Below are 21,474 nucleotides of genomic sequence, written 5' to 3' on the forward strand. Positions count from 1 at the left end.
TGCCCAGGCCCTGCGACCGGATCATCTGCACGACCTGCAGCTTGAAGCTCGCGTCAAAGACTCTTCGTTTCGTGTTCGTCACGTTCGTTGCCCAGGTGATTTCCACCTATCGGTGTGTGCGAAATCATTAGATCAGGACAGACGTCGCAGCAGGGGTACAGATTGCCCCAGTCATAGGCGCACTGAGGAAAGGCGGCTTTCGGTTGGAAATGCTCCACCGTTTCGCGGCTGGTTCGACCCAGCAACCCGTCGCAGAACGCGCAGTGGTGTACCGACATGGTGAGCAAGGTGGCCCGGATCGCCTGGTAACACGGATCGCTGGGCCACCTGAAACGCACCGCCTCGTTGACCTGTCGTGCCTGCACGAAGGTTTCGGTCCAGCCGGGTGCTTGTGCGCTCAGGCAAGGCGGCGCGTCGGCACGCACCAGCTCATGCAAGGCGCAGCTCCCGGCCCGTGATGCGGCTGGTCTGGCGCAGCTCTCGCAACACGATCTGTTCGACCTCCTCGCCACGCCCGGCCGCCTCAGCCGCCACGCCTAGCAGACTGGCTGGATCGCTGGTCGGCGCAGCGATGAAGGCATCACGCAGCGCGTAGAAGCGGTCGAACGATTTCTCGGTCTCGACATCGAACTCGTCGGCGATGCCGAACACCTCGTCGAGGATCAACCCGACGCTCTTGCCCGCTGCGGACGGGATGCCCTCGATCACCTGTGTGGCGGACGCCGTGCCCGGCTCGGGCAAGCGATAAACCCAGGCATCCTCGACCGAGCCGACGACGAAGGGCGAGTGCGTCGAGACGAAGACCTGTGCGTTTGGCAGCAGTTTCTGGATCGCGGGCAGGATGCGGCGCTGCCATCTGGGGTGCAGGTGGATATCCACCTCGTCAAGCAGCAGGATGATCGGCTGCTCGAACGGATCGCCCGGCTGCGCCCACGGGATCGCCTCCAGCCGCAACGCGAGGTCGGCGACCCAACTGATGATCGACTTCAGGCCATCGGGCAGACCGCTGAACGGAACGCTGGCGCCGTTGACCTTGAGCGTCACCGCCAGCGGCTTGCGTTGCAGGCGGAACTCCACCTCCAGGTCACAGACATCGCGGATCAGATCGACGATGCGTTGCAGGGCGCGGTCGTAGGTGGCGGCGTCGGCAGCATTGCCCTCGGCTTGCGCCAAGGCAGACTCGGCGCGGTTGTTGGCGATCCACTGCATCAGCAGTTCGGGCCGGACGGTTCGGTCGAACGACAAGGCATCGTCGAATGGCGAGACGGTGATCTGCTGGATCGCACCGAGCGGCTCCTCGCGCAAGGTGCGCTGACCCGAGTACGCCACCACAGCGAACGGAAACCGCTGGCTGTGCATACCTGTCGAAAACGACTGCACTTCAGCGCGATACCGCTCAGCCCATTCAGCGCCAACACCGATTGGATCGCCTGGCGCAGGATGACTTGGCCCATAGGATCCCCAGCAATGCTCAGCAAATCCAAACCAGTAGGTGACCTTGCTGTTGCGTATGTCGCGCAGCCGGGTTTGGATCAGTGCCTCCGAGATTGACCGCTCGAAAATCCCCGCAATCGCATACAGCAACGTGCTCTTGCCACACCCGTTCGGCCCCGTGAACAGGTGAATCTCGGCCTTGCGCGCATCCGCCTCGGCCGAGGCGATCGGCTTGAAGTCGAACCGCACGTCATCAAAGACGCCGACCTCGTGCAAGGCCAAGGCTTCCAGTCGATAAGTCGTGGTCATGGCGGTGATCATTCCCCAAACAGGTCAGCATGGGTACCAGCGCGCACGAAACTGATGGCCTGGTCATCAAGCTGGTAGATCAGCAGGAAATCCCCGCCGATGTGGCATTCGCGGTGATCAGCCCACTCCCCTTTCAGCGCGTGATCCAGCCATTCCGGCCCGAGCGGCGCGTCGTTGGCGATCAGCAGCAGCATCGCCTCCTTGAGTCGCCCCAGGTCGTAGCGGCCAGAGCGCGACAGCCGCTCCCAATCTTTCAGAAACGTGCGGGCATAGTCCGAAGCCCGAGGCAGCGCGGCCCGCTTACTGGCGGCTGTTCTTTTCGAGGTCATCGAACAGGGCTTCGGCCGAGGCAAAACGGGCGCGGCGAGCGGCCAGCATGGCGCGGGACTCCTCCATCGCGGCACGGGTTTCCGCGTTGGGCACCTTCATCTCCAGCGGCAATGCCTGGTCGATCACGACGCGGCGCAGGAACAGCCGCACCGCCTCGGAGACCGACAGGCCCATCGCCGCCAGCGCCTGGGTCGCCAGCGCCTTGGTGTCGTCATCGACGCGGACGTGGAGCATCGAGCTGTGTTCGGCCATCGGTTTTCTCCTGGAAGGAAGTCCGGATTTTGTATCTCAAAAGAGATACCGTCAAGCACAAGCCCGTGGTCCTGGCGGTCACACCCGCGCCGCCAGCGCCTCGCCCAACGCCGTCGTCGAAGCCGCCCCGCCCAGGTCCGGCGTGCGCGGCCCGTCCACCAGCACCTGCTCGATCGCCCGCACGATCGCGTCGTGGGCCTCGCGCTCGCCGAGGAAGTCGAGCATCAGCGCCGCCGACCACACCATCGCGATCGGGTTGGCGATGTTGCGGCCGTAGATGTCCGGCGCCGAGCCATGCACCGGCTCGAACAGGCTCGGGAAGCGCCGCTCCGGGTTCAGGTTGGCGGACGGCGCCAGCCCGATCGTGCCGGTGCAGGCCGGGCCGAGGTCGCTCAGGATGTCGCCGAACAGGTTGGTCGCCACCACCACGTCGAAGCGTTGCGGCTGCAGCACGAAGCGGGCGGTGAGGATGTCGATGTGCTGTTTATCCACAGTCACCTGTGGATAACTCTGGTGCATCGCGTCGGCGCGGCCATCCCACCACGGCATGCTCAGCGCGATGCCGTTGCTCTTGGTCGCCACCGTCAGGTGCCGGCGCGGGCGGCTCGCGGCCATCTCGAAGGCGTACTTCAGCACCCGGTCGGCGCCGAAGCGGCTGAACACCGACTCCTGGATCACGATCTCGCGCTCGGTGCCGGCGTACATCGTGCCGCCGAGGTTGGTGTACTCGCCCTCGGTGTTCTCGCGCACGATCAGCATGTCGATGTCGCCCGCCTTGCGCCCGGCCAGCGGACATGGCACGCCCTCGAACAGCCGCGCCGGCCGGAGGTTGATGTACTGGTCGAACTCGCGGCGGAACTTCAGCAGCGAACCCCACAGCGAGACGTGGTCCGGCGCGATCGCCGGCCAGCCGACCGCGCCGAACAGGATCGCGTCCATGCCCTGGAGCTGCGCCTTCCAGTCGGCGGGCATCATCTCGCCGTGCTGCTGGTACCAGTCGCAACTGGCCCATTCGATCGGGTGCAGGTCGAGTTCGAAGCCGAAGCGCTGCGACGCGGCCTGCAGTGCGCGCAGGCCCTCGGGCATCACTTCCTTGCCGATGCCGTCGCCGGGGATGACGGCGATGCGATAACGTTTGTTCATGGGGAGTCCGTGGTTCAGAGGAAGGCGAAGAAGGCAAAAGACAAGGCACAGAGATCAGCCATGCGACGTCAGCCATCCAAGCTGCGTGGCTCTGGCCGCATCGGCTCTGCCCAATTGGAAGGCTTGGTCCACCGTGGTCCCAGCCGTGCAGTCCCACGTGGAAACCGGCACAGGTTGACTGGGCTGCCAGTAGAGGCGCTCACGCCATCGGAACAGCGGTGGCCGCGAAGGGTAGTGCCGCGTGAGCATCACCAGCGTGCCTTGTCGTTGGGCCAGCGTCTGTTCAGGGATCGGCGCGTTGTCGGTGTAGCCGCCGTCGAACGCATAGGCGCCCTGCACGTTGACCGCCGCCATGATCGGCGGTGCTGCTGCCGCAGCCAGCAGCACGCGGTGCGCGTCAGCGGCATCGCTGTAGTGCGAGATGTCGATGAACTCCTGGCGCAATCCCAGGTGGCCGGGGAGTCGTGGATGGATGCTGTGCCAGACCTGCTTGTCCACGACATGCGCCAGCGTGCCCAGCAACACACTCGCGCCGAGTCCCAGCAGGCGCGATGGCCGCGTCACCGCCACCCGCAGCGACGCGCCAGACTTCCGCAGCACATCAAACGTCTCGTCGTTCACGAACGCATCCAGCCAAGCGGGGTAGACGGTCTGGTGCACGAACTCGAAGCGACCCTGCAACAGCTTGTCCCAGTGGAAGATTCTGGCGGTCCGGCCGTACAACGCCTTGCAGGCGTCGAGCGCAGTCTGTGGCCCGGTGGTCAGACAGGCCACCGCGATCGCTGCCCCGGCACTGGTGCCAATCCATTGTGTCGGCAGCACCCAGCCTTCTTCCATCAGGTGACTGATGGCGCCGGCCTGCCACCAGCAGCGGTTGCCACCCCCCGCCAGCGCCAGCGTTGACAAGTCGGCCCAACAGGGCGTCGAACGGTACGCTTCAGGTTGCATGGTCAATAAGGGCCGGACGACGGCGCCGCCACCGGGCCAGTGCCCAGCCCGAACTCCCGCGCCAGCTTGCGCGTCGCCTGCGCCAGCAGCGACACGTCGATGCCGACGGCGACGAAGCGGGCGCCGAGCGACAGGTAGTGCCTGCCCATCGCCGGGTCGCCGGTCAACGTGCCGGCCGCCTTGCCGCAGGACTGGATCGTGTGGATCGCGCCGTCGATCGCAGCCTGCACCTCCGGATGGCCGGGATTGCCACGGTGGCCCATCGACGCAGCCAGATCCGCCGGGCCAATGAACACCCCCTCGACGCCCTCGACCGCGCAGATCGCCTCCAGGTTCTGCAGCGCCGTGACCGACTCGGCCTGCACGATCAGGCAGACCTCGTCGTTGGCCTTGGCGAGGTAGTCGGTGCGGGCATTCCAGCGCGAGGCCCGCGCCACCGCTGCGCCGACGCCGCGGGTGCCCTCGGGCGGGTAGCGCATCGCCGAGACCAGCGCGGCGGCTTGCTCGGCGGTGTCCACCATCGGCACCAGCAGCGTGCGCACGCCGATGTCGAGCATCTGCTTGATCACGGCCGCGTCGCCCTGGACGATGCGCACCACCGGGTGCGAGCGGTACGGCGCCACGGCCTGCAACTGCGCCAGCACGCTGCGCACGTCGTTGGGCGCGTGCTCGCCGTCGATCAGCACCCAGTCGAAACCGGCGGTGGCGCAGACCTCGGCCGCGTAGTCGTTGGCGAGCGAAAGCCACAGGCCGACCTGGGCCGGGCCGTGGCGCAGGGCGTGCTGGAAGGGGTTGCCGAACTGGGTGTCGGGGTGGGCGAAGGTCATCGTGGTTGGTCTCCAATGTCGGGTGGTGCGGTGCGTGCAGTGCGTGTGGTGCGGGTGTCTCAGCTCACGATGCCCAGGTGCCACGGCACGAACTCGTGGTCGCCCAGGCCGAGCACTTCGCTGCGCGTGCGCTCACCCGAGGCGGTGCGCAGCAGGTGGGCGAAGATGCGCCGCCCCATCTCGTCGATGTCGCATTCTCCGTCGATCACGGCGCCGCAGTTGAGGTCCATGTCGTCGCGCAGGCGCTCGAACATCGGGGTGTTGCTCGCCAGCTTGATCGTCGGCGCGGGCTTGCTGCCGAACATCGAGCCGCGCCCGGTGGTGAAGCAGATCAGGTTGGCGCCGCTGGCGATCTGGCCCGTCACCGCCACCGGGTCGTAGCCGGGCGAATCCATGAAGACGAAGCCGGCGCGGTCGATCGGCTCGGCGTAGCGGTAGACCTCGACCAGCGGCGTCGTGCCGCCCTTCATCGCCGAGCCGAGCGACTTCTCGAAGATGTTGGCCAGGCCGCCCGCCTGGTTGCCGGCGCCGACCACGCCGTTGAACTGCGCGTTGTGGCCGCGCGTGTACTCGGCCCACCACGCCAGCCGGTCCAGCAGCTTTTGCCCGACCGCCTCGCTCACGGCGCGGCGCGTCAGCATGAACTCGACGCCGTGGATCTCCGGCGTCTCCGACAGGATCGCGGTGCCGCCGTGGCGCACGAGCAGGTCCATCGCTGCGCCCAGGGCGGGGTTGGCGCTGATGCCGGAGAAGCCGTCCGAGCCGCCGCACTCCAGCCCGATCTTCAGGTGCGCTGCGCTGACCGGCTCGCGCCGCACGTCGTTGGCCAGCGGCAGCATCGCCTCGATCGCCGCGATGCCGGCCGCGATCGTGGCCGTCGTGCCGCCGCTGTCCTGCATGACGAAGCCGCGCCGCAGCGGGCCTTCCTCCAGCCCCTGCGACACCAGCAGGTCGGCCACCTGGTTGCGCTCGCAGCCCAGGCCGACGATGAGGACGCCGGCCAGGTTCGGGTGGCGCGCATAGCCGGCGATCGTGCGGCGCAGCAGGTCGAAGTGCTCGCTCGGGCTGGACATGCCGCAGCCGCTGGTCTGCGCGAAGGCAACGACGCCATCGACGTTCGGGTACGCGGCCAGCCGCTCGGGCGTGAAGTGCGCGGCGATGCGGTGGATGGCGGTGGCCGAGCAGTTCACCGAGCTGAGCAGACCGATGAAGTTGCGCGTCGCCACGCGGCCATCCGGGCGTTTGATGCCGAGGAACTGCGCCCGCTCGGCCTCCGGCACATAGTCCACCGGCCGCACGTCCAAGCCGAAGCTGGGGTCGCGGTACTCGTCCACCAGCGCGAGGTTGTGGCCGTGGACGTGTTCGCCCGCCGTGATGTCGCGGGTGGCTGCGCCGATGACCACGTTGTATTTCGTGATGCGCTCGCCCTGCGCGATGTCGCGGGCGGCGAGCTTGTGGCCGGCGGGCACCTGCGCCTTCACCTTCAGGCCGAACTCGGGCAAGACCTGGCCGAGCGCGAGCGGGTGGCGCACGACCAGCACGTTGTCGGCCGGGTGCAGACGGATCAGCGGGGACTGGGAGGGTGTCATCGAATGGTCAACCCTTGGCCATCAGGTCGCGCAGCTTCAGCCGCTCGATCAGCGCCGTCTCGCGGCGGAACATGGCGGCGATGTACTGCGCGTAGTCCGGGCCGTCGAGGTACATCAGCGGGGCGTCGATCTTGTCACACGCGCCCGTGAACTCCGGGCTGGCGGCGGCGACGCGGAAGGCGTCGCGCAGGCGCTTCTCGACGGCAGGATCCAGCCCCTTCGGCGCGGCGATGCCGTTGGGCGCGTCCACCACGACATCGAAGCCCTGCTCGCGCAGCGTCGGCGTGTCGGGGAAATCCTGCGTGCGTTTTTCTCCCCAGGTCGCCAGCAGCCGCAGCTTGCCCGCCTTGACGTGCGGCGCCCAACTGCTCGAATCGGCCAGCGCATCGACCTGCCCGCCGAGCAGATCCTGCAACGCGGGCGCCCCGCCCTTGTACGGGATGTGGTTGAACTGCGCCCCGGCGGCGTGGGCGAACTCCTCCATGCCGACGTGCGTGGCGCCACCGATGCCGGCGCTGCCGTAGGTGATGCGGCCCGGCTGCGCCTTGGCGGCGGCGACGAACTCCTTGAGCGTCTTCCACGGCGCCTCGCTGCGCACCGCGATGCCGAAGGTCTGGCCCGACGTGCGCGCCAGGTAGGTCAGGTCTTTCAGCGGGTCGATCTGCACCGAGCCGAGCTGCGAGAAGCGTGTGACCGAGATCGGCACCTGCCCGATCGTGTAGCCATCCGGTTTCGCCGAGACCATCGCCTTCAGGCCGAGCATCCCCGACGCGCCGGCCTTGTTCTCGACGACGACGGTCTGGCCGAGCACCTTCGCGGCGGCGCTGCACAGGGCACGCATCGTCGCGTCCGCCGTGCCGCCCGCCGGCCACGGGCAGATGAAGGTGATCGGGCGCTCGGGGAATTCGGCGGCAAGGGCAGGTCCAGCGGGCAGGACGAGCGTGGCGCCGAGGCTGGCGGCACCCCGCAGGAAATCGCGGCGTTGGAGGGCGAAGGTCATGGTTTGTCTCCTGTCGGTCTTGGGTTCTTGGGTTCTTGGGGGTTCGAGCGTCTGCATTGTTGGAAGCCACTCCATGCCAGTCCAATGAATAACTGGACTGTCTTCATGCGCAAAATGGCATGAAGCTGCCGTGAAGGAACCCCGACCATGCTCCACCTCGACCGCGTGCTGCGCTCCAACCTGAAACTGCGCCACCTGCAACTGCTGGTGGCACTCGACCAGTTCCGCCACCTCGGCCGCGCCGCCGAGTTCCTGTCGCTGACGCAGCCGGCGGTGTCGAAGACGCTGGCCGAGATCGAGCGCCTGTTCGGGCTGGCGCTGTTCAACCGCTCGACCCGCGGCACCGAGCCGACCGACTACGGCCAGACCGTCGTGCGCTTCGCCCGCGCCGTGCTGGCCGAGTACGACCGCACGCAGGACGACATCGCAGCCATCGCCAGCGGCGCGGCCGGGCGGGTGAGCGTGGGCGCGATGGTGGTCGCCATGCCGGAATTGCTCACCAGGGCGGTGGTGCGGCTGAAGGCGCAGTCGAGCCAGACCCGCGTCGTCATCGAGGAAGGCGACCTGACGCGGCTGCTGCCCCGGCTGCGCGTGGGGGAGCTGGACCTGATCGTCGGGCGGCTGGAGCCGGGATATGCGGCGCCGGACCTACGCACCGAGGTGCTGCGGGTGGACGAGCCGATGGTGATCGCCTGCCGGCCGGACCATGCGCTGACCCGCTGTGGTGCCGACGGTGCCACGGACTGGGACGCGCTGGCCGCCGCGCCGTGGGTGGTGCCGCCGGCGTGGGCGTCGTCGCGGGTCAAGCTCAACCAGCTCTTCTACCGCCACGGCCGCCACCCGCCCACCGACCTGATCGAGTCGGCGTCGTTCCTGGTGACGCTGACCTTCCTGCGCGAGCGGGGGGCGCTGGCGTTCGTGGCGCGGGGGGTGGCGCAGGCGCTGGAGCGCGAGGGGCTGGCGGTGGCCCTGCCGGTGGCGGTGCCGATCGAGCTGCCGCCGGTGGGGATCATCACGCTGGCGGGGCGGGAGCTGACACCGGCGAGCGGGCAGATGGTGGCGTGTCTGCGGGCGGTGGCTCAGGATGCAGGGCTGGCCGCAGCGGGCTGACCGATCAGGTGGCCGTGCAGTTCCGGGTAGCCGGCGAACAGGCTGTCAGCATTCCCCGCGTGACAACCTTGCCTCGGTTGTCCTTTCGCACCAGTTGGGCGATGGCGGCGCGCTCCAGCCTGCGTGGATCTCGGAGGCGGTCAGGAACAGCTCGGACCGGCGCTCGCTGCTGGTCACCCCGGCGACGCGGCCTGTGGTGGAACTCCGTCTGGGGTCAGGGGAAACTCACCCTCGGAGCAGTTGTGCAACAAAGCCGCCCCAAACGGCTGTCCGCGAGGCCATGCGGCGGCGAGCTACGCCTTTCCGCTCTTCCCGACGTAGTTGCGCATCAGGTATTCATTGAACATGGGAACAGTGAAGGCAATATCGCCATGCGATGGACTGTAGATCATGCCTTTGCTGATGATCTGCGACCGGCGAGGGCCCAGACTCTGGTGCGTTTCATTCAAGGCGGCCGCGATGTCGGATGACCGGTAGGGGCCAGCACCAAGCTGCGCCATGGCGATCACATACTCGCGCTCCTTGGGCGTCAGCCGATCAAACCGCACCTTGAAGAATCCATCATCCAGGCGCCGGGTGGCCTCTGTGGCGGCTTGCGCAGCGTCGCACAAATCGATCTGCGGACCCTGCGCGATATTCCAGCATTGATAGCCCCATTCTTGAAGAAAGTACGGATAGCCTTGCGTTTTCAGCACGATCTCGTCCAGTGCGTCGTCACTGATGCGTTCTCCTTCGTCTTCGACAGGTTGCCTGATGGCGGTCTTGGCGTCATCGCTCAGCAACGGCCCCACCGCCGGATAATGGAACAGCCGCTCCGCATACGATTTGGCGTCGCCAGACAGCGCGGCGACCTGTGGCAAGCCCGCCCCGAAGAACAGCACCGGCAGATCCTTCTGGCTGACCTTGTGCAACGCCACGATCAGCGCAGCCAAGTCGCCCGTGCGCAGGTACTGCACCTCGTCGATCAGCAGCGTCCAGGCTTTGCCAGCCGCCCTGGCCGCCTCGCCGACACGCACAAACAGCTCCGGCAGGTCGCTTTCGATGTCTCCGCTGTCGGCAACCCCGACCTCTGGATCCACCGAAATGGAAAGATCTCCATACGACAGGTGGAAGACCGACGCAAAGGACCGCAGTGCCCGCAGTGCCTGATGGGCCTTCACCTTCGCTTTCTCGCTCGTCGAGAGCTTGCGGAGTACCTGGTTGATCTTTGGCACCAGCAGCTCACTCAGTGATTTGCCTTCTGGCGCTTCAATCGACGAGGTCAAATGCCCAGCGTTCTCGGCCAGCTCTTCGATTTTATTGAGGAGCACCGTCTTGCCGACCCCCCGCAAGCCCAGCAACATTTGCGACCTGCTGGGCTTGCCCAACAACGCGCGCTGCACGGCAACATGGGCGTCGTCGAGTATGGATTCCCGACCCGCAAGTTCCGGCGGTCGGCTGCCAGCGCCAGGCGCAAAAGGGTTTCTTACGGGGTCCATGGTCACTCCAGCGTCATGCGTCTATCATTCGATATGAAAGTCTAAGCTAAACAGCATAGACTACCTTAGCTTTTCATAGGAAGTAAAAGCTGGCTATGCTGCCCGCGCCACCAGCCACTCGGAGTTGCCATGCCCTGGACCCCTGCCCCCACCCGCTACGACACCATGCCCTACCGCTTCTGCGGTCGCAGCGGCCTGAAACTGCCCGCCCTGTCGATGGGCCTGTGGCACAACTTCGGCGACACGACACCGCTCAGCCTGCAGCGCGAGATGGTGACCACCGCCTTCGACCTCGGCATCACCCACTTCGATCTCGCCAACAACTACGGCCCGCCCTACGGCAGCGCCGAGACGAACTTCGGCCGCCTGCTGCGCGAGGATCTGAAGCCTTACCGCGACGAGCTGGTCATCTCCAGCAAGGCCGGCTGGGACATGTGGCCCGGCCCCTACGGCCAGGGCGGCGGCTCGCGCAAGTACGTGCTGGCGAGCCTCGACCAGAGCCTCAAGCGCCTCGGCACCGACTACGTGGACATCTTCTACTCGCACCGCTTCGACGCCGACACGCCGCTGGAGGAAACGGCCGGTGCGCTGGCGACCGCCGTGCAGCAGGGCAAGGCGCTGTACGTCGGCATCTCGTCGTACTCGCCGCGCAAGACGGCGGAGATGGCGCAACTGCTGCGCGAGTACAAGGTGCCGCTGCTGATCCACCAGCCGAGCTACAACCTGCTGAACCGGCTGATCGAGCGCGGCCTGCTCGACACGCTGGCAAACGAAGGCATGGGCTGCATCACCTTCACGGCGCTGGCGCAGGGCGTGCTGTCGGACAAGTACCTGAACGGCATTCCCGCCGAGGCGCGCATCAACCGGCCGGGCGGCGGCTCGCTGTCACGCGAACATCTGTCGCCGGAGAACCTCGCCAAGGTGCGGGCGCTGAACGGCATTGCGCAGCGGCGTGGCCAGTCGCTGGCGCAGATGGCGCTGGCCTGGGTGCTGCGCGATCCGCGCGTGACGACGACGCTGATCGGCGCCAGCAGCGTGGCGCAGATCCGCGAGAACGTCGCCGCGCTGCAGAACCTGGCCTTCAGCACCGAGGAACTCGCCGAGATCGACCGCCACGCCAGCGAAGGCGGCGTCGATCTGTGGCGGGCACCAAGCAGCGACTGGGCCTGAGTCAGCCCCGCGCCAGCCTGGGCGTCAGAGAAAGCCCAGGCCCGCGTTCGCCGCCGTGGCGAAGCGGGTCACGTTGGGCAGCACGGTCGGCAGGCTCGCCGCCGGCACGCCGAACCAGGTCGCCAGCGTCGCCGCATAGCGGTCCACCGAGGTGGTGGGCACCAAGCGGCCCTGCCCCAGGTCTTCCGGTCCACCCAGCGCGACGGTCGGCCACTGCCCGTAGAGCTTGTTGCCCTTGACGGCCCCGCCCAGGATGAAGTGGTGGCTGCCCCAGCCGTGGTCCGAGCCGCGCCCGTTGGACTGCAGCCCGCGTCCGAAGTCCGAGGCCGTGAAGGCCGTGACGCTGTTGGCCACGCCCATTTCCACCGTGGCCGCATAGAACGCGGCCATTGCGTCGGACAGCTCCTTCAGGCGCAGGCCCTGGTTCTCGACCAGCATGTCGTGGAAGTCATAGCCACCCTGAGAGACAAAGTAGACCTGCCGCTTGTGGCCCAGCGCGTTGCGGGCCGAGATCAGGCGGGCCACCATACGCAGTTGCGCTGCCAGACCTCCGGCCGGAAAGACCGTGGAAATGGCCGGCGCCGCGGCCAGCGCACTCTTGGCAACCTGGCCGGTGGCGATGGCGCGGGTGCCCACGGTGTTGTAGGCCTGCTCCAGCATGTTGGCGCGTGGCTGGGTGATGAGCGTGTTCATGGCCGCAGCCATCTCGGCGTTGTAGCGCCAGTGGGTCGCGTCCATGGTGTCGATCACCACCGGGCCGCTGGTCGTGACCTGGTACTGCACCACCGAATTGCCTGCCTGGATCAGGTTGTTGCCGCCCAGGGACATGCACATCGAGACGGCCGCGCCCGGGTTGTAGGCGCTGGAGGTGAGGTCGGCCACACGGCCCAGCCAGCCGGTGGCCGAGCCCTTGGTCGGCAGGCCGGACTGCCACGAGGCCTGCTGGTCCGAGTGCGAGAACAAGCCCAGCGGCGTCTGGACGGTCTTGTTCCTGTACTCGGTCAGCGTGGTCGGGTAGGCCAGCGTGCCGACATTGGCCATGAGCGCGCACTGGCCCGCGTCCACCAGCGGCTTGAGCGAGGCGAATGACGGGTTGAGGCCCAGCTGCGGACCGGCAAACCCGGCCAGGTTGAGCTGCAGCAGTTCGGACTGCCCCAGCGCGATGGCCGGACGGGCGGCCTGGTAGCTGGCGTAGGCCGCGCTCTGGTAGGGCACGACGGTGTTGCTCTGGTCGTTGCCGCCGAACAGGAAGATGCAGACCAGCGCCTTGTAGTCGGTGGCGGTCTGGGCGGCGACTTCACCGAAGGTGCCCAGGGTGGCGGCAAACGGGGTGCCGGCATAGGCGGTGGTGATCGCGGCCCGGCGCAGGAAATCCCGACGGGCCAGTTGCTTGTGCAGATAGGTCATGGCGGTGTCCGTCGACTCTCAGCGTTGAACCACGTATTCGGGTGAGGTCATCACCAGGAAGACCGCCTGCCAGACGCGCAGCTTGCGCGCGTTGGGCAGCGTCACCGGCAGCGTGTTCATCACGTTGGTGATGGTCTGTTTGGTGGCATCGCTCATCTGGCCGGCCATCAACTCGATGTTGAGGCGGCTCAGCAGCGTCTCGGCGTTGTCGGCGATGGCTTCGTAGGGCGCATAGACCGGCATGATCTTGCCGCCGAAGCCACGCTCGCTGGCGTAGGACATGAAGTTGCTGTACCCGGTGAGCGTGGTCTCGTGGGTGATCTGGAACTCGGGCGCCGTCAGGCCTCCCGCCAGGATCGGCCCCGGTGGGGCGTAGTCCGGCCGGAAGAAGTTGAAGACGCTGGGCGAGCGCTGCGGGTTCTGGCCGAGGCTGGTCACCGGGTCTTCCAGGTTCCAGATCGTCCAGACGCCGTCCGTGGGCTTGGCATTGAATGCGCGCAGCCAGTGGCCGAAGCGCAGCATCGGCTCGCGCAGCTTGCCGTAGGTCGTGCTGGTGAGGTTGGCGTCGCTGCGGGCTTCGGTGTCGAGCAGGATGGCCTTGACCACCGCGCCCAGGTCACCGCGCACGCCCTTGCCGTTGTTGGTCCAGACCGCGGCGATCCGGCCGACGTAGGCGCGGCTCGGGTTGCTGGTGACGAAGCGCTTGATGAGCTGCTCGCTCATGAAGGGCGCGACGTTCGGGTGGTTGGCCAGCGTGTCGAGGGCGATCTTCAGCGAGGCCGCACCGCCGGTGCCGGCCGGGATGGTGACGCCGTTGACGATGTTCTTGACCGACGTCGAGGTGATCGCCGGGTTGTTCATCATCGGCGCGTTCCAGGCCTGCACGCCGTTGAAGGTCCAGCCGGTGAAGACCTTGGCCATGCCCATCACCTCGGGGATGCCGTAGGTGGGGATCGGGTTGCCGGTGGCGTCGAGCTTGCGGGAGCCGTCCTGGTTGAGCATCCACAGCCCGATGCTGAAGAGCTGCATCACCTCGCGCGCATAGTTCTCGTCCGGCAGGCGACCCGTGGCGGTGTCCTCCTTCTGGTTGTTCATGTGCGAGAGGTACTTGCCCATCGCCGGACTGAGCGACACGTCTTCGAGCAACTGGCGGTAGTTGCCGAAGGCGTTGCGGGCCAGCAGGTCGTGGTAGGCGGCGTGGGCAGCCGGCTGCGTGTCGATGGCGCTGTTGATGGCGCTGGTGACGAAGATCTCCGACAGCGCGAAGGTCATGCGCTGGCGCAGCTGGTCCGGGCCGGTGGCGGCCTGCGACCAGAAGCTCTCCATGAAGGCGTTGATGAACTCGGAGGTGCCCAGCGGACCTTTCATCGCCACATAGTCGAAGTGGCTCGGCGTGGTCAGCGGCCTGGCGAGCTGTTCGTCGATCCAGGCGGTGGGCGTCATCGCCGAGACGCGGGCGATCTCGGTCGCGGTCGCACCCCAGGTGGCCTGGTTGAGCAGCCGGGCGGTCTGCTTCTGCGCGGTGGTCAGCGGGGCCGGGTACGGCGAGGTCGGCGGGATCAGCACCGTCGAGGCGGTGGCGTAGCAGGCCTTCTTCTTGCCGAACGCCGGGTCCTTGCCAAAGGCGGGGCTGTTGCAGTCCTGGCTGCCGGTGGCATAGCGGTAGACCCACTGCGTACCGACACCGTAGGCCACGCGGCGCGTGCCGGTGAAGCGGCAGCTGCCCCATTCGGGCGCACAGGCCGCGCTGGTGTAGGTCAATCCGTCGAGCACGAAGGTCGTGCCTTGCGCTGCAGCGGGCGCACTGAACACGGTCGAAAGGGCCGCCAGGGCCCCCGCGGCCCACAGGGAAATACGGCCACCAAGGTGCCGGGGTCGTTGCAACACGATCTGCTCCGTCCAAAAGGGAGGCCACTCGGTGGTGGCCAGTATTTGCATTGTCGGCAACATCGGGGACCAACCCGCAGCCTATGGGCGAACGCTAGGCGATTCTTGCCCCCTCTGTTCAGGGGGTGTGCGGCAGTTCGTGTCGGAATTGGCAGATCGGCGGCTGCGTCACCCCGCCAGCGCAGCGCGGGCCGCACCCGCGAGCACTGCCACCAGCAGCACCGCTACCGGCACGATGCTCAGCATGAAGCCCAGCGAGCGCTGCGCTGGCGCGCGCGTGTAGGCCCGCTGGTAGAGGATCCGGCCGATCAGGTAGACCGCGCCCACGGCGGCCATCGCGGTCGGCGACCAGTATTTCGCCGCCATCCACAGCGCCGGCACGAACACCACCAGCAGCTCCAGCGTGTTCATCTGCACGCGGTAATGGCGCTCGAACAGTTCGTTGCCAGTGGTGGCGGGGGCCTTGACGCCGTACTGCCCGCGGGCACGGCCGACGAGCGCGCCAAAAACGAGGTACTGCACGAGGGCAAGGCATGTGACGAGGTCGATCCAGGGCATGGGAGTCCTAATGGGTGGGAGCAAACCAGCGTACTACACACGCCCTGCCTATCATGGCGCCCCCTCCCAAGGATTCGACATGCCCACCCACGACATCCCGGCCCTCCCGCTGTCCACCCTGCCTGGCCGCGTCGGCGAAGTGCTCGGCACCAGCCCCTGGCTGCACATCGACCAGGCCCGCATCGACGCCTTCGCCCACGCCACCAACGACCTGCAGTGGATCCACATCGACCAGGAGCTCGCGGCAGCCGGCCCCTTCGGCCGCACCATTGCGCACGGTTTCCTGACGCTGTCGCTGCTGTCGTGGATGGGCGAAAACGCCTTCGACATCCCGAATCTGCGCATGAGCATCAACTACGGGCTGAACAAGGTGCGCTTCCCCGCGCCGCTGCCGGTGGACAGCCGCGTGCGCGGCGTGTTCCGGCTGCTGGCGTGCGAGCCGATCGAGGGGGGCTGGCAAGTCACCGTGGAAGCGACCGTGCAACGCGACGGTGCCGACAAGCCGGTGTGCGTGGCCGAATCGGTGTCGCGCCGCTATCCCCTGTGAGGATCACACCCTGAGCATGCCGTCGCCATCCAGCCGGTCCTGGCGCTGGAAGAACGCCCGCGCCAGCGCCACCAGCTGGGGATCGGTCGGGTGGTCCACCGCTTCATAGCCGACGAGGTGCGTGGCGAGCTGCGGGCGGTGCTTGTCGGCGTAGTGGCGGAAGTCGGTCAGCGCGGTGTGTGTGCCCGTGACCAGCACCTGCGCGATGCCGTCGAGCGCGTCGCAGACGGCGCCGAAGAACTCGTGCTCCGAACGCACGCCGCTCTTGTGCTGCGCGGTGGTGTAGGCGTGCCGGTGCACGGTCTGCGTCTGCACCTGCGTCTCGTCGAAGCGCGGCACCTGGGCCTGCTGGTGGTCCGTGCGGACCACGGCGTGAAGAACGGGCTTGGCGGCATCCGTGGGCATGGGCATGGTGAGGTCCGGTCAGGTGGGGAGGCACCCAGCGTGCGCCCGGCGCGCGCGGCGGGTCTGTGCGATGACGAACAGACACCGTCCACCGACGCCGCTACAACGGGCCGACACGAACCTCTCCACACCGCATGACGCACGCCAGCTCTTCCGAGGCGGCCACCGGCCCCAAGGACCACTACGCCACCCTCGGCGTGCCCCGCACCGCCACCCACGACGAGATCCGGCACGCCTACCGCAAGCTGGCGCGCAAATTCCACCCCGATGTCAGCCAGGAGCCGAACGCGCAGGCGCAGTTCATGGCGGCCGCCGAGGCCCACGAAGCCTTGATTGACACCGACCGCCGCGCCGCCCACGACGAAGCCTGGCGCCAGCACGCGCTGGACCGCGCCTACGCACAGACCGCCGCTGATGCGCAGACCCAGGAAGACGCCTTCGAGGCGCTGTTCGCCCGGGCGGCCGGGCGCTCCCGACGCCGCGAAGGACCGCGCCACCGCGAACCGGTCCCCGGCCGCGACCACCACGCCAGCATCGAGATCGCGCTGCTCGACAGCTACCACGGCGCCCGGCGCACCGTCTCGCTGCAGATGCCCGTGGTCGATGCGGTGGGGCGGGCCTCGCTGCAGACGCGGCACCTGGAGGTGGACATCCCGAAGGGCGTGCGCCCCGGGCAACGCCTGCGGCTGGCGGGCCAGGGCGAGCCGGGTGAGGCCGGCGCGGCAGCGGGCGATCTGTACCTGGACATCACGCTGCAGGCGCATGCGCTGTTCCGCGTCGAAGGCCGCGATGTGCAGGTCGATCTGCCGACCGCCCCCTGGGAAGCCGTGCTCGGCGCGACCGTCACCGCGCCCACGCCGGAAGGCGACGTCCAGCTCACCATCCCGCCCGGCTCGACGCCGGGGCGCCGGCTGCGCCTCAAGGGCCGCGGCCTGCCCGGCCACCCGCCGGGCGACCTCTACGCCGTGCTGCGCATCACCCTGCCACCGGCCAGCACCGAGGCCGAGCGGCAGGCCTACCAGGCGATGGCGCAGGCCTTCGCGCACTACCAGCCCCGCCCTGCGCTGGAGGCTTGAACGGACGGGGCCGGCACCGGGGGTCCGGTCACAATCGGGCTTTCATCTGCGCCCGCCCACCATGTCCACCCGCGTCCTGACCGGCATCACCACCACCGGCACCCCCCACCTCGGCAACTACGTCGGCGCGATCCGCCCCTGCGTCGTGGCCAGCCGCCGGACCGATGTCGAGAGCTTCTTCTTCCTCGCCGACTACCACGCGCTGATCAAGTGCGACGACCCGACGCGCATCGAGCGCTCGCGGCTGGAGCTGGCCGCGACGTGGCTGGCCGCCGGGCTTGATCCCGAGCGCGTCACGCTGTACCGGCAGAGCGACATCCCCGAGATCCCCGAGCTGACCTGGCTGCTGACCTGCGTCACCGCCAAGGGCCAGATGAACCGGGCCCACGCCTACAAGGCCGCCGCGGACGCGAACACGGCTGCCGGCGAGGACGTGGACGCCGGCATCACGATGGGCCTGTTCAGCTACCCGATCCTGATGGCCGCCGACATCCTGATGTTCAACGCGCACCAGATCCCGGTCGGCCGCGACCAGGTGCAGCACATCGAGATGGCCCGCGACGTGGCGCAGCGCTTCAACCACCTCTACGGCAAAGGCACGGACTTCTTCGTGCTGCCCGAGGCGGTGATCGAGGCCGAGATGGCACTGCTGCCCGGTCTGGACGGGCGCAAGATGAGCAAGAGCTACGACAACACGATCCCGCTGTTCGAAGGCGGATCGAAGACGCTCAAGGACGCGATCGCCCGCATCGTCACCGACTCGAAGCTGCCGGGCGAGCCAAAAGACCCGGACAGCTCGGCACTCGTGACGCTGTACGAGGCGTTCGGCACGCCCGCGCAGAACGCCGCTTTCCGTGCCGAACTGGTCGCCGGCGTGGGCTGGGGCGACGCCAAGCAGCGGCTGTTCGAGTTGATCGACGGTGAACTCGCGCCGATGCGCACCCGCTATGCCGAGCTGATCGCCCAGCCAGCCGAGCTGGAGGCGATCCTGATGGCCGGTGCTGCCAAGGCCCGCGCCGAGGCCGCGCCGCTGCTGCAGCGGCTGCGCGAAGCGGTGGGCCTGCGGCGGATGGTCGCCGCGCCCGTGGCCGCCGCGGTGACCGCGAAGGCGGACAAGGCCGCGCTGGCGGTGTTCAAGCAGTACCGCGAGGCGGACGGGCAGTTCTACTTCAAGCTCGCCGCGGCGGATGGGCGGGTGCTGCTGCAGAGCGTGGCGTTTGCGGGTGGGCGAGATGCGGGGGCGTGGGTGAAGCGGCTGAAGACCGAGGGCGCGGCGGCACTGGCCGAGGCACCAGCGGCCTTGGGCGACGGCGTGGCGGCCGAGGAAGTCGCGCAGGCGCTGGCGGACCTGATCGCCGCAGCCGCCGAGACCTGACCCACGGGGCGCCATGTCCCGCACCGAACGCCTGCTCGCCCTGCTGCAGCACCTGCGCCGCCACCGCCACCCGGTCAGCGGCGCCGTGCTGGCGGCCGACCTCGGCATCAGCCTGCGCACGCTCTACCGCGACATCGCCACGCTGCAGGCCCAGGGCGCCCACCTCGATGGCGCGCCGGGGCTGGGCTACGTGCTGCGCGAGGGCTTCGTGCTGCCGCCGCTGATGTTCTCGGCGGACGAGGTGGAGGCGCTGGTGCTCGGCTCGCGCTGGGTGATCGAGCGGGGTGACCAGCGGCTCGGCGCCGCGGCGCGTGATGCGCTGGCCAAGATCGCCGCGGTGCTGCCGCCCGCGCTGCGCCACGAGCTGGACAGCAACGCGCTGCTGGTCGGCCCTGCAGACCCGATCACCACCGGGCAGACCGAGAACCACGGGATCGCCGCCATCCGCCTGGCAATCCGCACCGAGCACAAGCTCCACCTCACCTACCGCGACGCCGCCGGCCGCGACAGCGAACGCACCGTCTGGCCCTTCGCGCTGGGTTTCTTCGACCGGGTGCGGGTGGTGGTGGCGTGGTGCGCGCTGCGCGGGGAGATCCGGCATTTCCGCACCGACCGCATCGTGGCACTCACCCCGCTGGACGAACGTTATCCCCAGCGTCGGCAGGCGCTGCTGAAGGCGTGGCGCGAGCGGGAAGGCATCGCTGCTGACAGGAATTGACACGGCCGCTTCCTACGATGGGTTCACCAACACATTGAACCAACCCCTCCCAGGAGCCGCCATGCAAGACCCGAACTTCCTCCTCCTCTACGTCGCCAACCCGACCGCCAGCACCGCGTTCTACGCCGACCTGCTCGGCAAGCCGCCGGTCGAGGCGTCACCGACGTTCGCGATGTTCGCGCTGTCCTCGGGCGTGATGCTGGGCCTGTGGGCCGCGCACACGGTGGTGCCCGCGGCGACGCCGGTTGGCGGGACGGAGCTGGCCTTCGCGGTCGAGAACGCCGACGCGGTCCACGCCCGACACGCCGCATGGCGCGCCAAGGGCCTGCCGATCCTGCAAACCCCGACGGCGATGGACTTCGGCCTGACCTTCACGGCCGCCGACCCCGACGGCCACCGCCTGCGGGTGTTCGCGCCTGGCGCAGCCTGAGCGAGCTGCTACGCTGGCCGGGTGTCGTGCAACGGTGTGCGACCGAGGAGGAACCCCCATGCCCGCACGCCCCGCACGGATTGCCCCCTTCTGGCTGCTGACCGCCGGACTGGCGGCGGCGATGGCCTCGCACACCGCCACCGCCTGGGAGCTGCAAGGCACCAAGACCCTCGTCGCCCACACCCGCGACCAGCAGCGCCTCACCCTCGGCACCGTGGAGTTCACGCCCCGCCCGGACGGCCGCATCGCCTTCGCCGTCCACATGGACCACGCCAAGTTCACCGACCACTTCCTGTCGATGAAGGAATTCAAGTGCGTCGAGGGTGGTGGCGAGGTGAGCTGCCATGTGCCCTACCCGTATCCGAACCCCGGCACGGTGACCCCCACCGACCTGGGCTGGCTGGAGCACCACCTGCTGTTCCTGTTCAAGCTGCCCAAGGAGTTCGGCGCCAAGCTGTGGAACGGGCTGTACTACAGGCTCGAACGCACGGACGCCGGGCTGGTCGGCCGGCCGCAGTCGATCGACCTGAACCTGATCAGCGCGCCGCCCGCGCAGACCGACAGGCCGCCGTATCGGCCGGCGCTGCGGGATGACGTGGCGGCGGGGGTGCGGTGGATCGACCGGATTGCGATCGAGTGATCAGACCCACCGCAGGATCGGCGTTGTCAAGGGATGGTGCATAGCAGCCCCACCCATGGGCGCCTACCGCACAGTACATAACACCGCATGGTGGGCGTAATACAGCCGCTTCCACCACGGCATGAGCCACTGCGGCAGGTAATGGTTGGTGAGGGCCTTGAGCCAGTAGCGATACGGCGCCAGCCCGTCCTTTTGCGACACGAAGCGGATCGTGTCCATATCGAGCACCGGCACGTAGGTTCGCCGGTCAACGATGCGCAATCCGGAGGATTCGATCAAGGCTTCGAAGGTCGCGGTGGTAAAGAACTGGACATGCCCGGCGACATTGCCCTTGCGGTCCTTCATGGTCGCTTTCACCCGGCTCGCCATCAGGTCTTCCAGCGGCACCTCGATGACAACGTACGAGAACTTCAGCGCCCGTTGCATGGAGGCCAGGAAACGGGCGGGCTCTTCCAGGTGTTCCAGCACGTGGCTGACGACAACGATGTCGCTCGACCCGTCGACGCGGAACTGCGGGTCGGTGATATCCCCCTGCACGGCTTCAATGCCGGGGGAATTGGTGCGCAGGTAGTCGATCGCTTCATGCGAATAATCCACCCCCATGTAAGTCGCAGCCAGATTCCTGCGCTGACATTCCGTGATCACCGCACCAACGCCGCAGCCCAGTTCCACCAGCCGAAGAGGATGAATCTCGTGGATACGCAGGAACTGCTCGATCGAATTGGCCTTCTCCGCGGCGCCTCGCCGCAACCATTCGGCCTCCTGCTCGAGTTCGGTTTGATACAGCTGGAGAAAGTGGTCCTTGCCCAGTACAGCCTGCGATTTATCCAGACTCATTCGA

Annotated in this window: 22 protein-coding genes; 8 read left to right on the plus strand and 14 right to left on the minus strand. The window is 67.8% G+C overall.

The window, feature by feature from the left end; all coding sequences use genetic code 11:
* Positions 1 to 429 precede the first annotated feature (429 nt).
* From RMP06_RS00070 to RMP06_RS00105, 8 genes are all read right to left on the minus strand, one after another.
* On the minus strand, positions 430 to 1,743 hold the full coding sequence (locus tag RMP06_RS00070; protein ID WP_310459733.1) for an AAA family ATPase: 1,314 nt from the start codon (positions 1,741 to 1,743) through the stop codon (positions 430 to 432).
* 8 nt (positions 1,744 to 1,751) lie between these two features.
* Positions 1,752 to 2,072 carry a type II toxin-antitoxin system YafQ family toxin gene (locus tag RMP06_RS00075; protein ID WP_310459734.1) on the minus strand — a complete coding sequence of 107 codons (321 nt, stop codon included), beginning with the start codon at positions 2,070 to 2,072 and terminating at the stop codon, positions 1,752 to 1,754.
* On the minus strand, positions 2,044 to 2,325 hold the full coding sequence (locus tag RMP06_RS00080) for a type II toxin-antitoxin system RelB/DinJ family antitoxin (protein ID WP_310459735.1): 282 nt from the start codon (positions 2,323 to 2,325) through the stop codon (positions 2,044 to 2,046). The genes RMP06_RS00075 and RMP06_RS00080 overlap by 29 nt, the downstream gene beginning before the upstream one ends.
* A 78-nt stretch (positions 2,326 to 2,403) precedes the next feature.
* Positions 2,404 to 3,468, minus strand: a complete 1,065-nt coding sequence (locus RMP06_RS00085; RefSeq protein ID WP_310459736.1) for a tartrate dehydrogenase — start codon at positions 3,466 to 3,468, stop codon at positions 2,404 to 2,406.
* A 54-nt stretch (positions 3,469 to 3,522) separates the two neighbouring features.
* Positions 3,523 to 4,416, minus strand: a complete 894-nt coding sequence (locus tag RMP06_RS00090; RefSeq protein ID WP_310459737.1) for a patatin-like phospholipase family protein — start codon at positions 4,414 to 4,416, stop codon at positions 3,523 to 3,525.
* 2 nt (positions 4,417 to 4,418) lie between these two features.
* The gene (gene hpaI / locus RMP06_RS00095) at positions 4,419 to 5,243 is read right to left on the minus strand and encodes a 4-hydroxy-2-oxoheptanedioate aldolase (RefSeq protein WP_310459738.1); all 825 of its coding nucleotides are present in this window, start codon (positions 5,241 to 5,243) and stop codon (positions 4,419 to 4,421) included.
* A gap of 59 nt (positions 5,244 to 5,302) precedes the next feature.
* Positions 5,303 to 6,832: a UxaA family hydrolase gene (locus RMP06_RS00100; protein ID WP_310459739.1), complete on the minus strand. Its 1,530-nt coding sequence runs from the start codon at positions 6,830 to 6,832 to the stop codon at positions 5,303 to 5,305.
* A gap of 7 nt (positions 6,833 to 6,839) precedes the next feature.
* Positions 6,840 to 7,832 carry a Bug family tripartite tricarboxylate transporter substrate binding protein gene (locus tag RMP06_RS00105; protein ID WP_310459740.1) on the minus strand — a complete coding sequence of 331 codons (993 nt, stop codon included), beginning with the start codon at positions 7,830 to 7,832 and terminating at the stop codon, positions 6,840 to 6,842.
* A gap of 147 nt (positions 7,833 to 7,979) precedes the next feature.
* Between RMP06_RS00105 and RMP06_RS00110 the strand changes: the two genes are divergently transcribed.
* A complete protein-coding gene (locus RMP06_RS00110; RefSeq protein WP_310459741.1) occupies positions 7,980 to 8,942 on the plus strand; it encodes a LysR substrate-binding domain-containing protein in 963 nt (320 codons plus the stop codon).
* Between the two features lie 293 nt (positions 8,943 to 9,235).
* Here RMP06_RS00110 and RMP06_RS00115 read toward each other — a convergent pair whose 3' ends face one another.
* Complete coding sequence (locus tag RMP06_RS00115; RefSeq protein WP_310459742.1) at positions 9,236 to 10,420, minus strand: ATP-binding protein; 1,185 nt, start codon at positions 10,418 to 10,420, stop codon at positions 9,236 to 9,238.
* Positions 10,421 to 10,549: 129 nt separating this feature from the next.
* Here RMP06_RS00115 and mgrA point away from each other — a divergent pair, with 129 nt between their 5' ends.
* Complete coding sequence (gene mgrA, locus RMP06_RS00120) at positions 10,550 to 11,590, plus strand: L-glyceraldehyde 3-phosphate reductase (protein ID WP_310459743.1); 1,041 nt, start codon at positions 10,550 to 10,552, stop codon at positions 11,588 to 11,590.
* 24 nt (positions 11,591 to 11,614) lie between these two features.
* Here mgrA and RMP06_RS00125 read toward each other — a convergent pair whose 3' ends face one another.
* The 3 genes from RMP06_RS00125 to RMP06_RS00135 all read right to left on the minus strand — a co-directional run bounded on the left by RMP06_RS00125 (position 11,615) and on the right by RMP06_RS00135 (position 15,442).
* The gene (locus tag RMP06_RS00125) at positions 11,615 to 12,997 is read right to left on the minus strand and encodes a DUF1501 domain-containing protein (RefSeq protein WP_310459744.1); all 1,383 of its coding nucleotides are present in this window, start codon (positions 12,995 to 12,997) and stop codon (positions 11,615 to 11,617) included.
* Positions 12,998 to 13,015: 18 nt separating this feature from the next.
* A complete protein-coding gene (locus RMP06_RS00130; protein ID WP_310459745.1) occupies positions 13,016 to 14,884 on the minus strand; it encodes a DUF1800 domain-containing protein in 1,869 nt (622 codons plus the stop codon).
* Positions 14,885 to 15,052: 168 nt separating this feature from the next.
* The gene (locus RMP06_RS00135; protein ID WP_310459746.1) at positions 15,053 to 15,442 is read right to left on the minus strand and encodes an MAPEG family protein; all 390 of its coding nucleotides are present in this window, start codon (positions 15,440 to 15,442) and stop codon (positions 15,053 to 15,055) included.
* A 79-nt stretch (positions 15,443 to 15,521) separates the two neighbouring features.
* On the opposite strand from RMP06_RS00135, the gene RMP06_RS00140 reads away from it, so the two are divergent.
* The gene (locus tag RMP06_RS00140) at positions 15,522 to 15,989 is read left to right on the plus strand and encodes a MaoC family dehydratase (protein WP_310459747.1); all 468 of its coding nucleotides are present in this window, start codon (positions 15,522 to 15,524) and stop codon (positions 15,987 to 15,989) included.
* A 3-nt stretch (positions 15,990 to 15,992) separates the two neighbouring features.
* Here RMP06_RS00140 and RMP06_RS00145 read toward each other — a convergent pair whose 3' ends face one another.
* Positions 15,993 to 16,400 carry a hypothetical protein gene (locus RMP06_RS00145; protein ID WP_310459748.1) on the minus strand — a complete coding sequence of 136 codons (408 nt, stop codon included), beginning with the start codon at positions 16,398 to 16,400 and terminating at the stop codon, positions 15,993 to 15,995.
* 128 nt (positions 16,401 to 16,528) lie between these two features.
* Here RMP06_RS00145 and RMP06_RS00150 point away from each other — a divergent pair, with 128 nt between their 5' ends.
* The 5 genes from RMP06_RS00150 (at position 16,529) to RMP06_RS00170 (ending at position 20,633) form a co-directional block, all read left to right on the plus strand.
* On the plus strand, positions 16,529 to 17,470 hold the full coding sequence (locus RMP06_RS00150) for a DnaJ C-terminal domain-containing protein (RefSeq protein ID WP_310459749.1): 942 nt from the start codon (positions 16,529 to 16,531) through the stop codon (positions 17,468 to 17,470).
* 61 nt (positions 17,471 to 17,531) lie between these two features.
* Positions 17,532 to 18,845 (plus strand): tryptophan--tRNA ligase, encoded by a 1,314-nt coding sequence (locus RMP06_RS00155; protein WP_310459750.1) that lies wholly within the window; start codon positions 17,532 to 17,534, stop codon positions 18,843 to 18,845.
* 13 nt (positions 18,846 to 18,858) lie between these two features.
* Positions 18,859 to 19,563: a helix-turn-helix transcriptional regulator gene (locus RMP06_RS00160; protein ID WP_310459751.1), complete on the plus strand. Its 705-nt coding sequence runs from the start codon at positions 18,859 to 18,861 to the stop codon at positions 19,561 to 19,563.
* Between the two features lie 61 nt (positions 19,564 to 19,624).
* Complete coding sequence (locus tag RMP06_RS00165; RefSeq protein ID WP_310459752.1) at positions 19,625 to 19,993, plus strand: VOC family protein; 369 nt, start codon at positions 19,625 to 19,627, stop codon at positions 19,991 to 19,993.
* A gap of 58 nt (positions 19,994 to 20,051) precedes the next feature.
* Positions 20,052 to 20,633: a hypothetical protein gene (locus RMP06_RS00170; protein ID WP_310459753.1), complete on the plus strand. Its 582-nt coding sequence runs from the start codon at positions 20,052 to 20,054 to the stop codon at positions 20,631 to 20,633.
* Between the two features lie 63 nt (positions 20,634 to 20,696).
* Here the strand turns inward: RMP06_RS00170 and RMP06_RS00175 are convergent, their stop codons facing one another.
* Complete coding sequence (locus tag RMP06_RS00175; RefSeq protein ID WP_310459754.1) at positions 20,697 to 21,470, minus strand: class I SAM-dependent methyltransferase; 774 nt, start codon at positions 21,468 to 21,470, stop codon at positions 20,697 to 20,699.
* Positions 21,471 to 21,474 lie beyond the last annotated feature (4 nt).

Source organism: Sphaerotilus sp., assembly GCF_031429695.1.
Taxonomy (GTDB): Bacteria; Pseudomonadota; Gammaproteobacteria; order Burkholderiales; family Burkholderiaceae_C; genus Sphaerotilus.

What these genes read in the sequence shown, in the direction of transcription:
- RMP06_RS00170 (WP_310459753.1), top strand. Translation starts at nt 20,052, where the DNA reads ATGCCCGCACGCCCCGCACGGATTGCCCCCTTCTGGCTGCTGACCGCC.
- RMP06_RS00085 (WP_310459736.1), bottom strand. Translation starts at nt 3,468, where the DNA reads ATGAACAAACGTTATCGCATCGCCGTCATCCCCGGCGACGGCATCGGC.
- RMP06_RS00135 (WP_310459746.1), bottom strand. Translation starts at nt 15,442, where the DNA reads ATGCCCTGGATCGACCTCGTCACATGCCTTGCCCTCGTGCAGTACCTC.
- RMP06_RS00075 (WP_310459734.1), bottom strand. Translation starts at nt 2,072, where the DNA reads ATGACCTCGAAAAGAACAGCCGCCAGTAAGCGGGCCGCGCTGCCTCGG.
- RMP06_RS00125 (WP_310459744.1), bottom strand. Translation starts at nt 12,997, where the DNA reads ATGACCTATCTGCACAAGCAACTGGCCCGTCGGGATTTCCTGCGCCGG.
- mgrA (WP_310459743.1), top strand. Translation starts at nt 10,550, where the DNA reads ATGCCCTGGACCCCTGCCCCCACCCGCTACGACACCATGCCCTACCGC.
- hpaI (WP_310459738.1), bottom strand. Translation starts at nt 5,243, where the DNA reads ATGACCTTCGCCCACCCCGACACCCAGTTCGGCAACCCCTTCCAGCAC.
- RMP06_RS00160 (WP_310459751.1), top strand. Translation starts at nt 18,859, where the DNA reads ATGTCCCGCACCGAACGCCTGCTCGCCCTGCTGCAGCACCTGCGCCGC.
- RMP06_RS00070 (WP_310459733.1), bottom strand. Translation starts at nt 1,743, where the DNA reads ATGACCACGACTTATCGACTGGAAGCCTTGGCCTTGCACGAGGTCGGC.
- RMP06_RS00080 (WP_310459735.1), bottom strand. Translation starts at nt 2,325, where the DNA reads ATGGCCGAACACAGCTCGATGCTCCACGTCCGCGTCGATGACGACACC.
- RMP06_RS00110 (WP_310459741.1), top strand. Translation starts at nt 7,980, where the DNA reads ATGCTCCACCTCGACCGCGTGCTGCGCTCCAACCTGAAACTGCGCCAC.
- RMP06_RS00140 (WP_310459747.1), top strand. Translation starts at nt 15,522, where the DNA reads ATGCCCACCCACGACATCCCGGCCCTCCCGCTGTCCACCCTGCCTGGC.
- RMP06_RS00165 (WP_310459752.1), top strand. Translation starts at nt 19,625, where the DNA reads ATGCAAGACCCGAACTTCCTCCTCCTCTACGTCGCCAACCCGACCGCC.
- RMP06_RS00175 (WP_310459754.1), bottom strand. Translation starts at nt 21,470, where the DNA reads ATGAGTCTGGATAAATCGCAGGCTGTACTGGGCAAGGACCACTTTCTC.
- RMP06_RS00105 (WP_310459740.1), bottom strand. Translation starts at nt 7,832, where the DNA reads ATGACCTTCGCCCTCCAACGCCGCGATTTCCTGCGGGGTGCCGCCAGC.
- RMP06_RS00155 (WP_310459750.1), top strand. Translation starts at nt 17,532, where the DNA reads ATGTCCACCCGCGTCCTGACCGGCATCACCACCACCGGCACCCCCCAC.
- RMP06_RS00145 (WP_310459748.1), bottom strand. Translation starts at nt 16,400, where the DNA reads ATGCCCATGCCCACGGATGCCGCCAAGCCCGTTCTTCACGCCGTGGTC.
- RMP06_RS00150 (WP_310459749.1), top strand. Translation starts at nt 16,529, where the DNA reads ATGACGCACGCCAGCTCTTCCGAGGCGGCCACCGGCCCCAAGGACCAC.
- RMP06_RS00115 (WP_310459742.1), bottom strand. Translation starts at nt 10,420, where the DNA reads ATGGACCCCGTAAGAAACCCTTTTGCGCCTGGCGCTGGCAGCCGACCG.
- RMP06_RS00090 (WP_310459737.1), bottom strand. Translation starts at nt 4,416, where the DNA reads ATGCAACCTGAAGCGTACCGTTCGACGCCCTGTTGGGCCGACTTGTCA.
- RMP06_RS00100 (WP_310459739.1), bottom strand. Translation starts at nt 6,832, where the DNA reads ATGACACCCTCCCAGTCCCCGCTGATCCGTCTGCACCCGGCCGACAAC.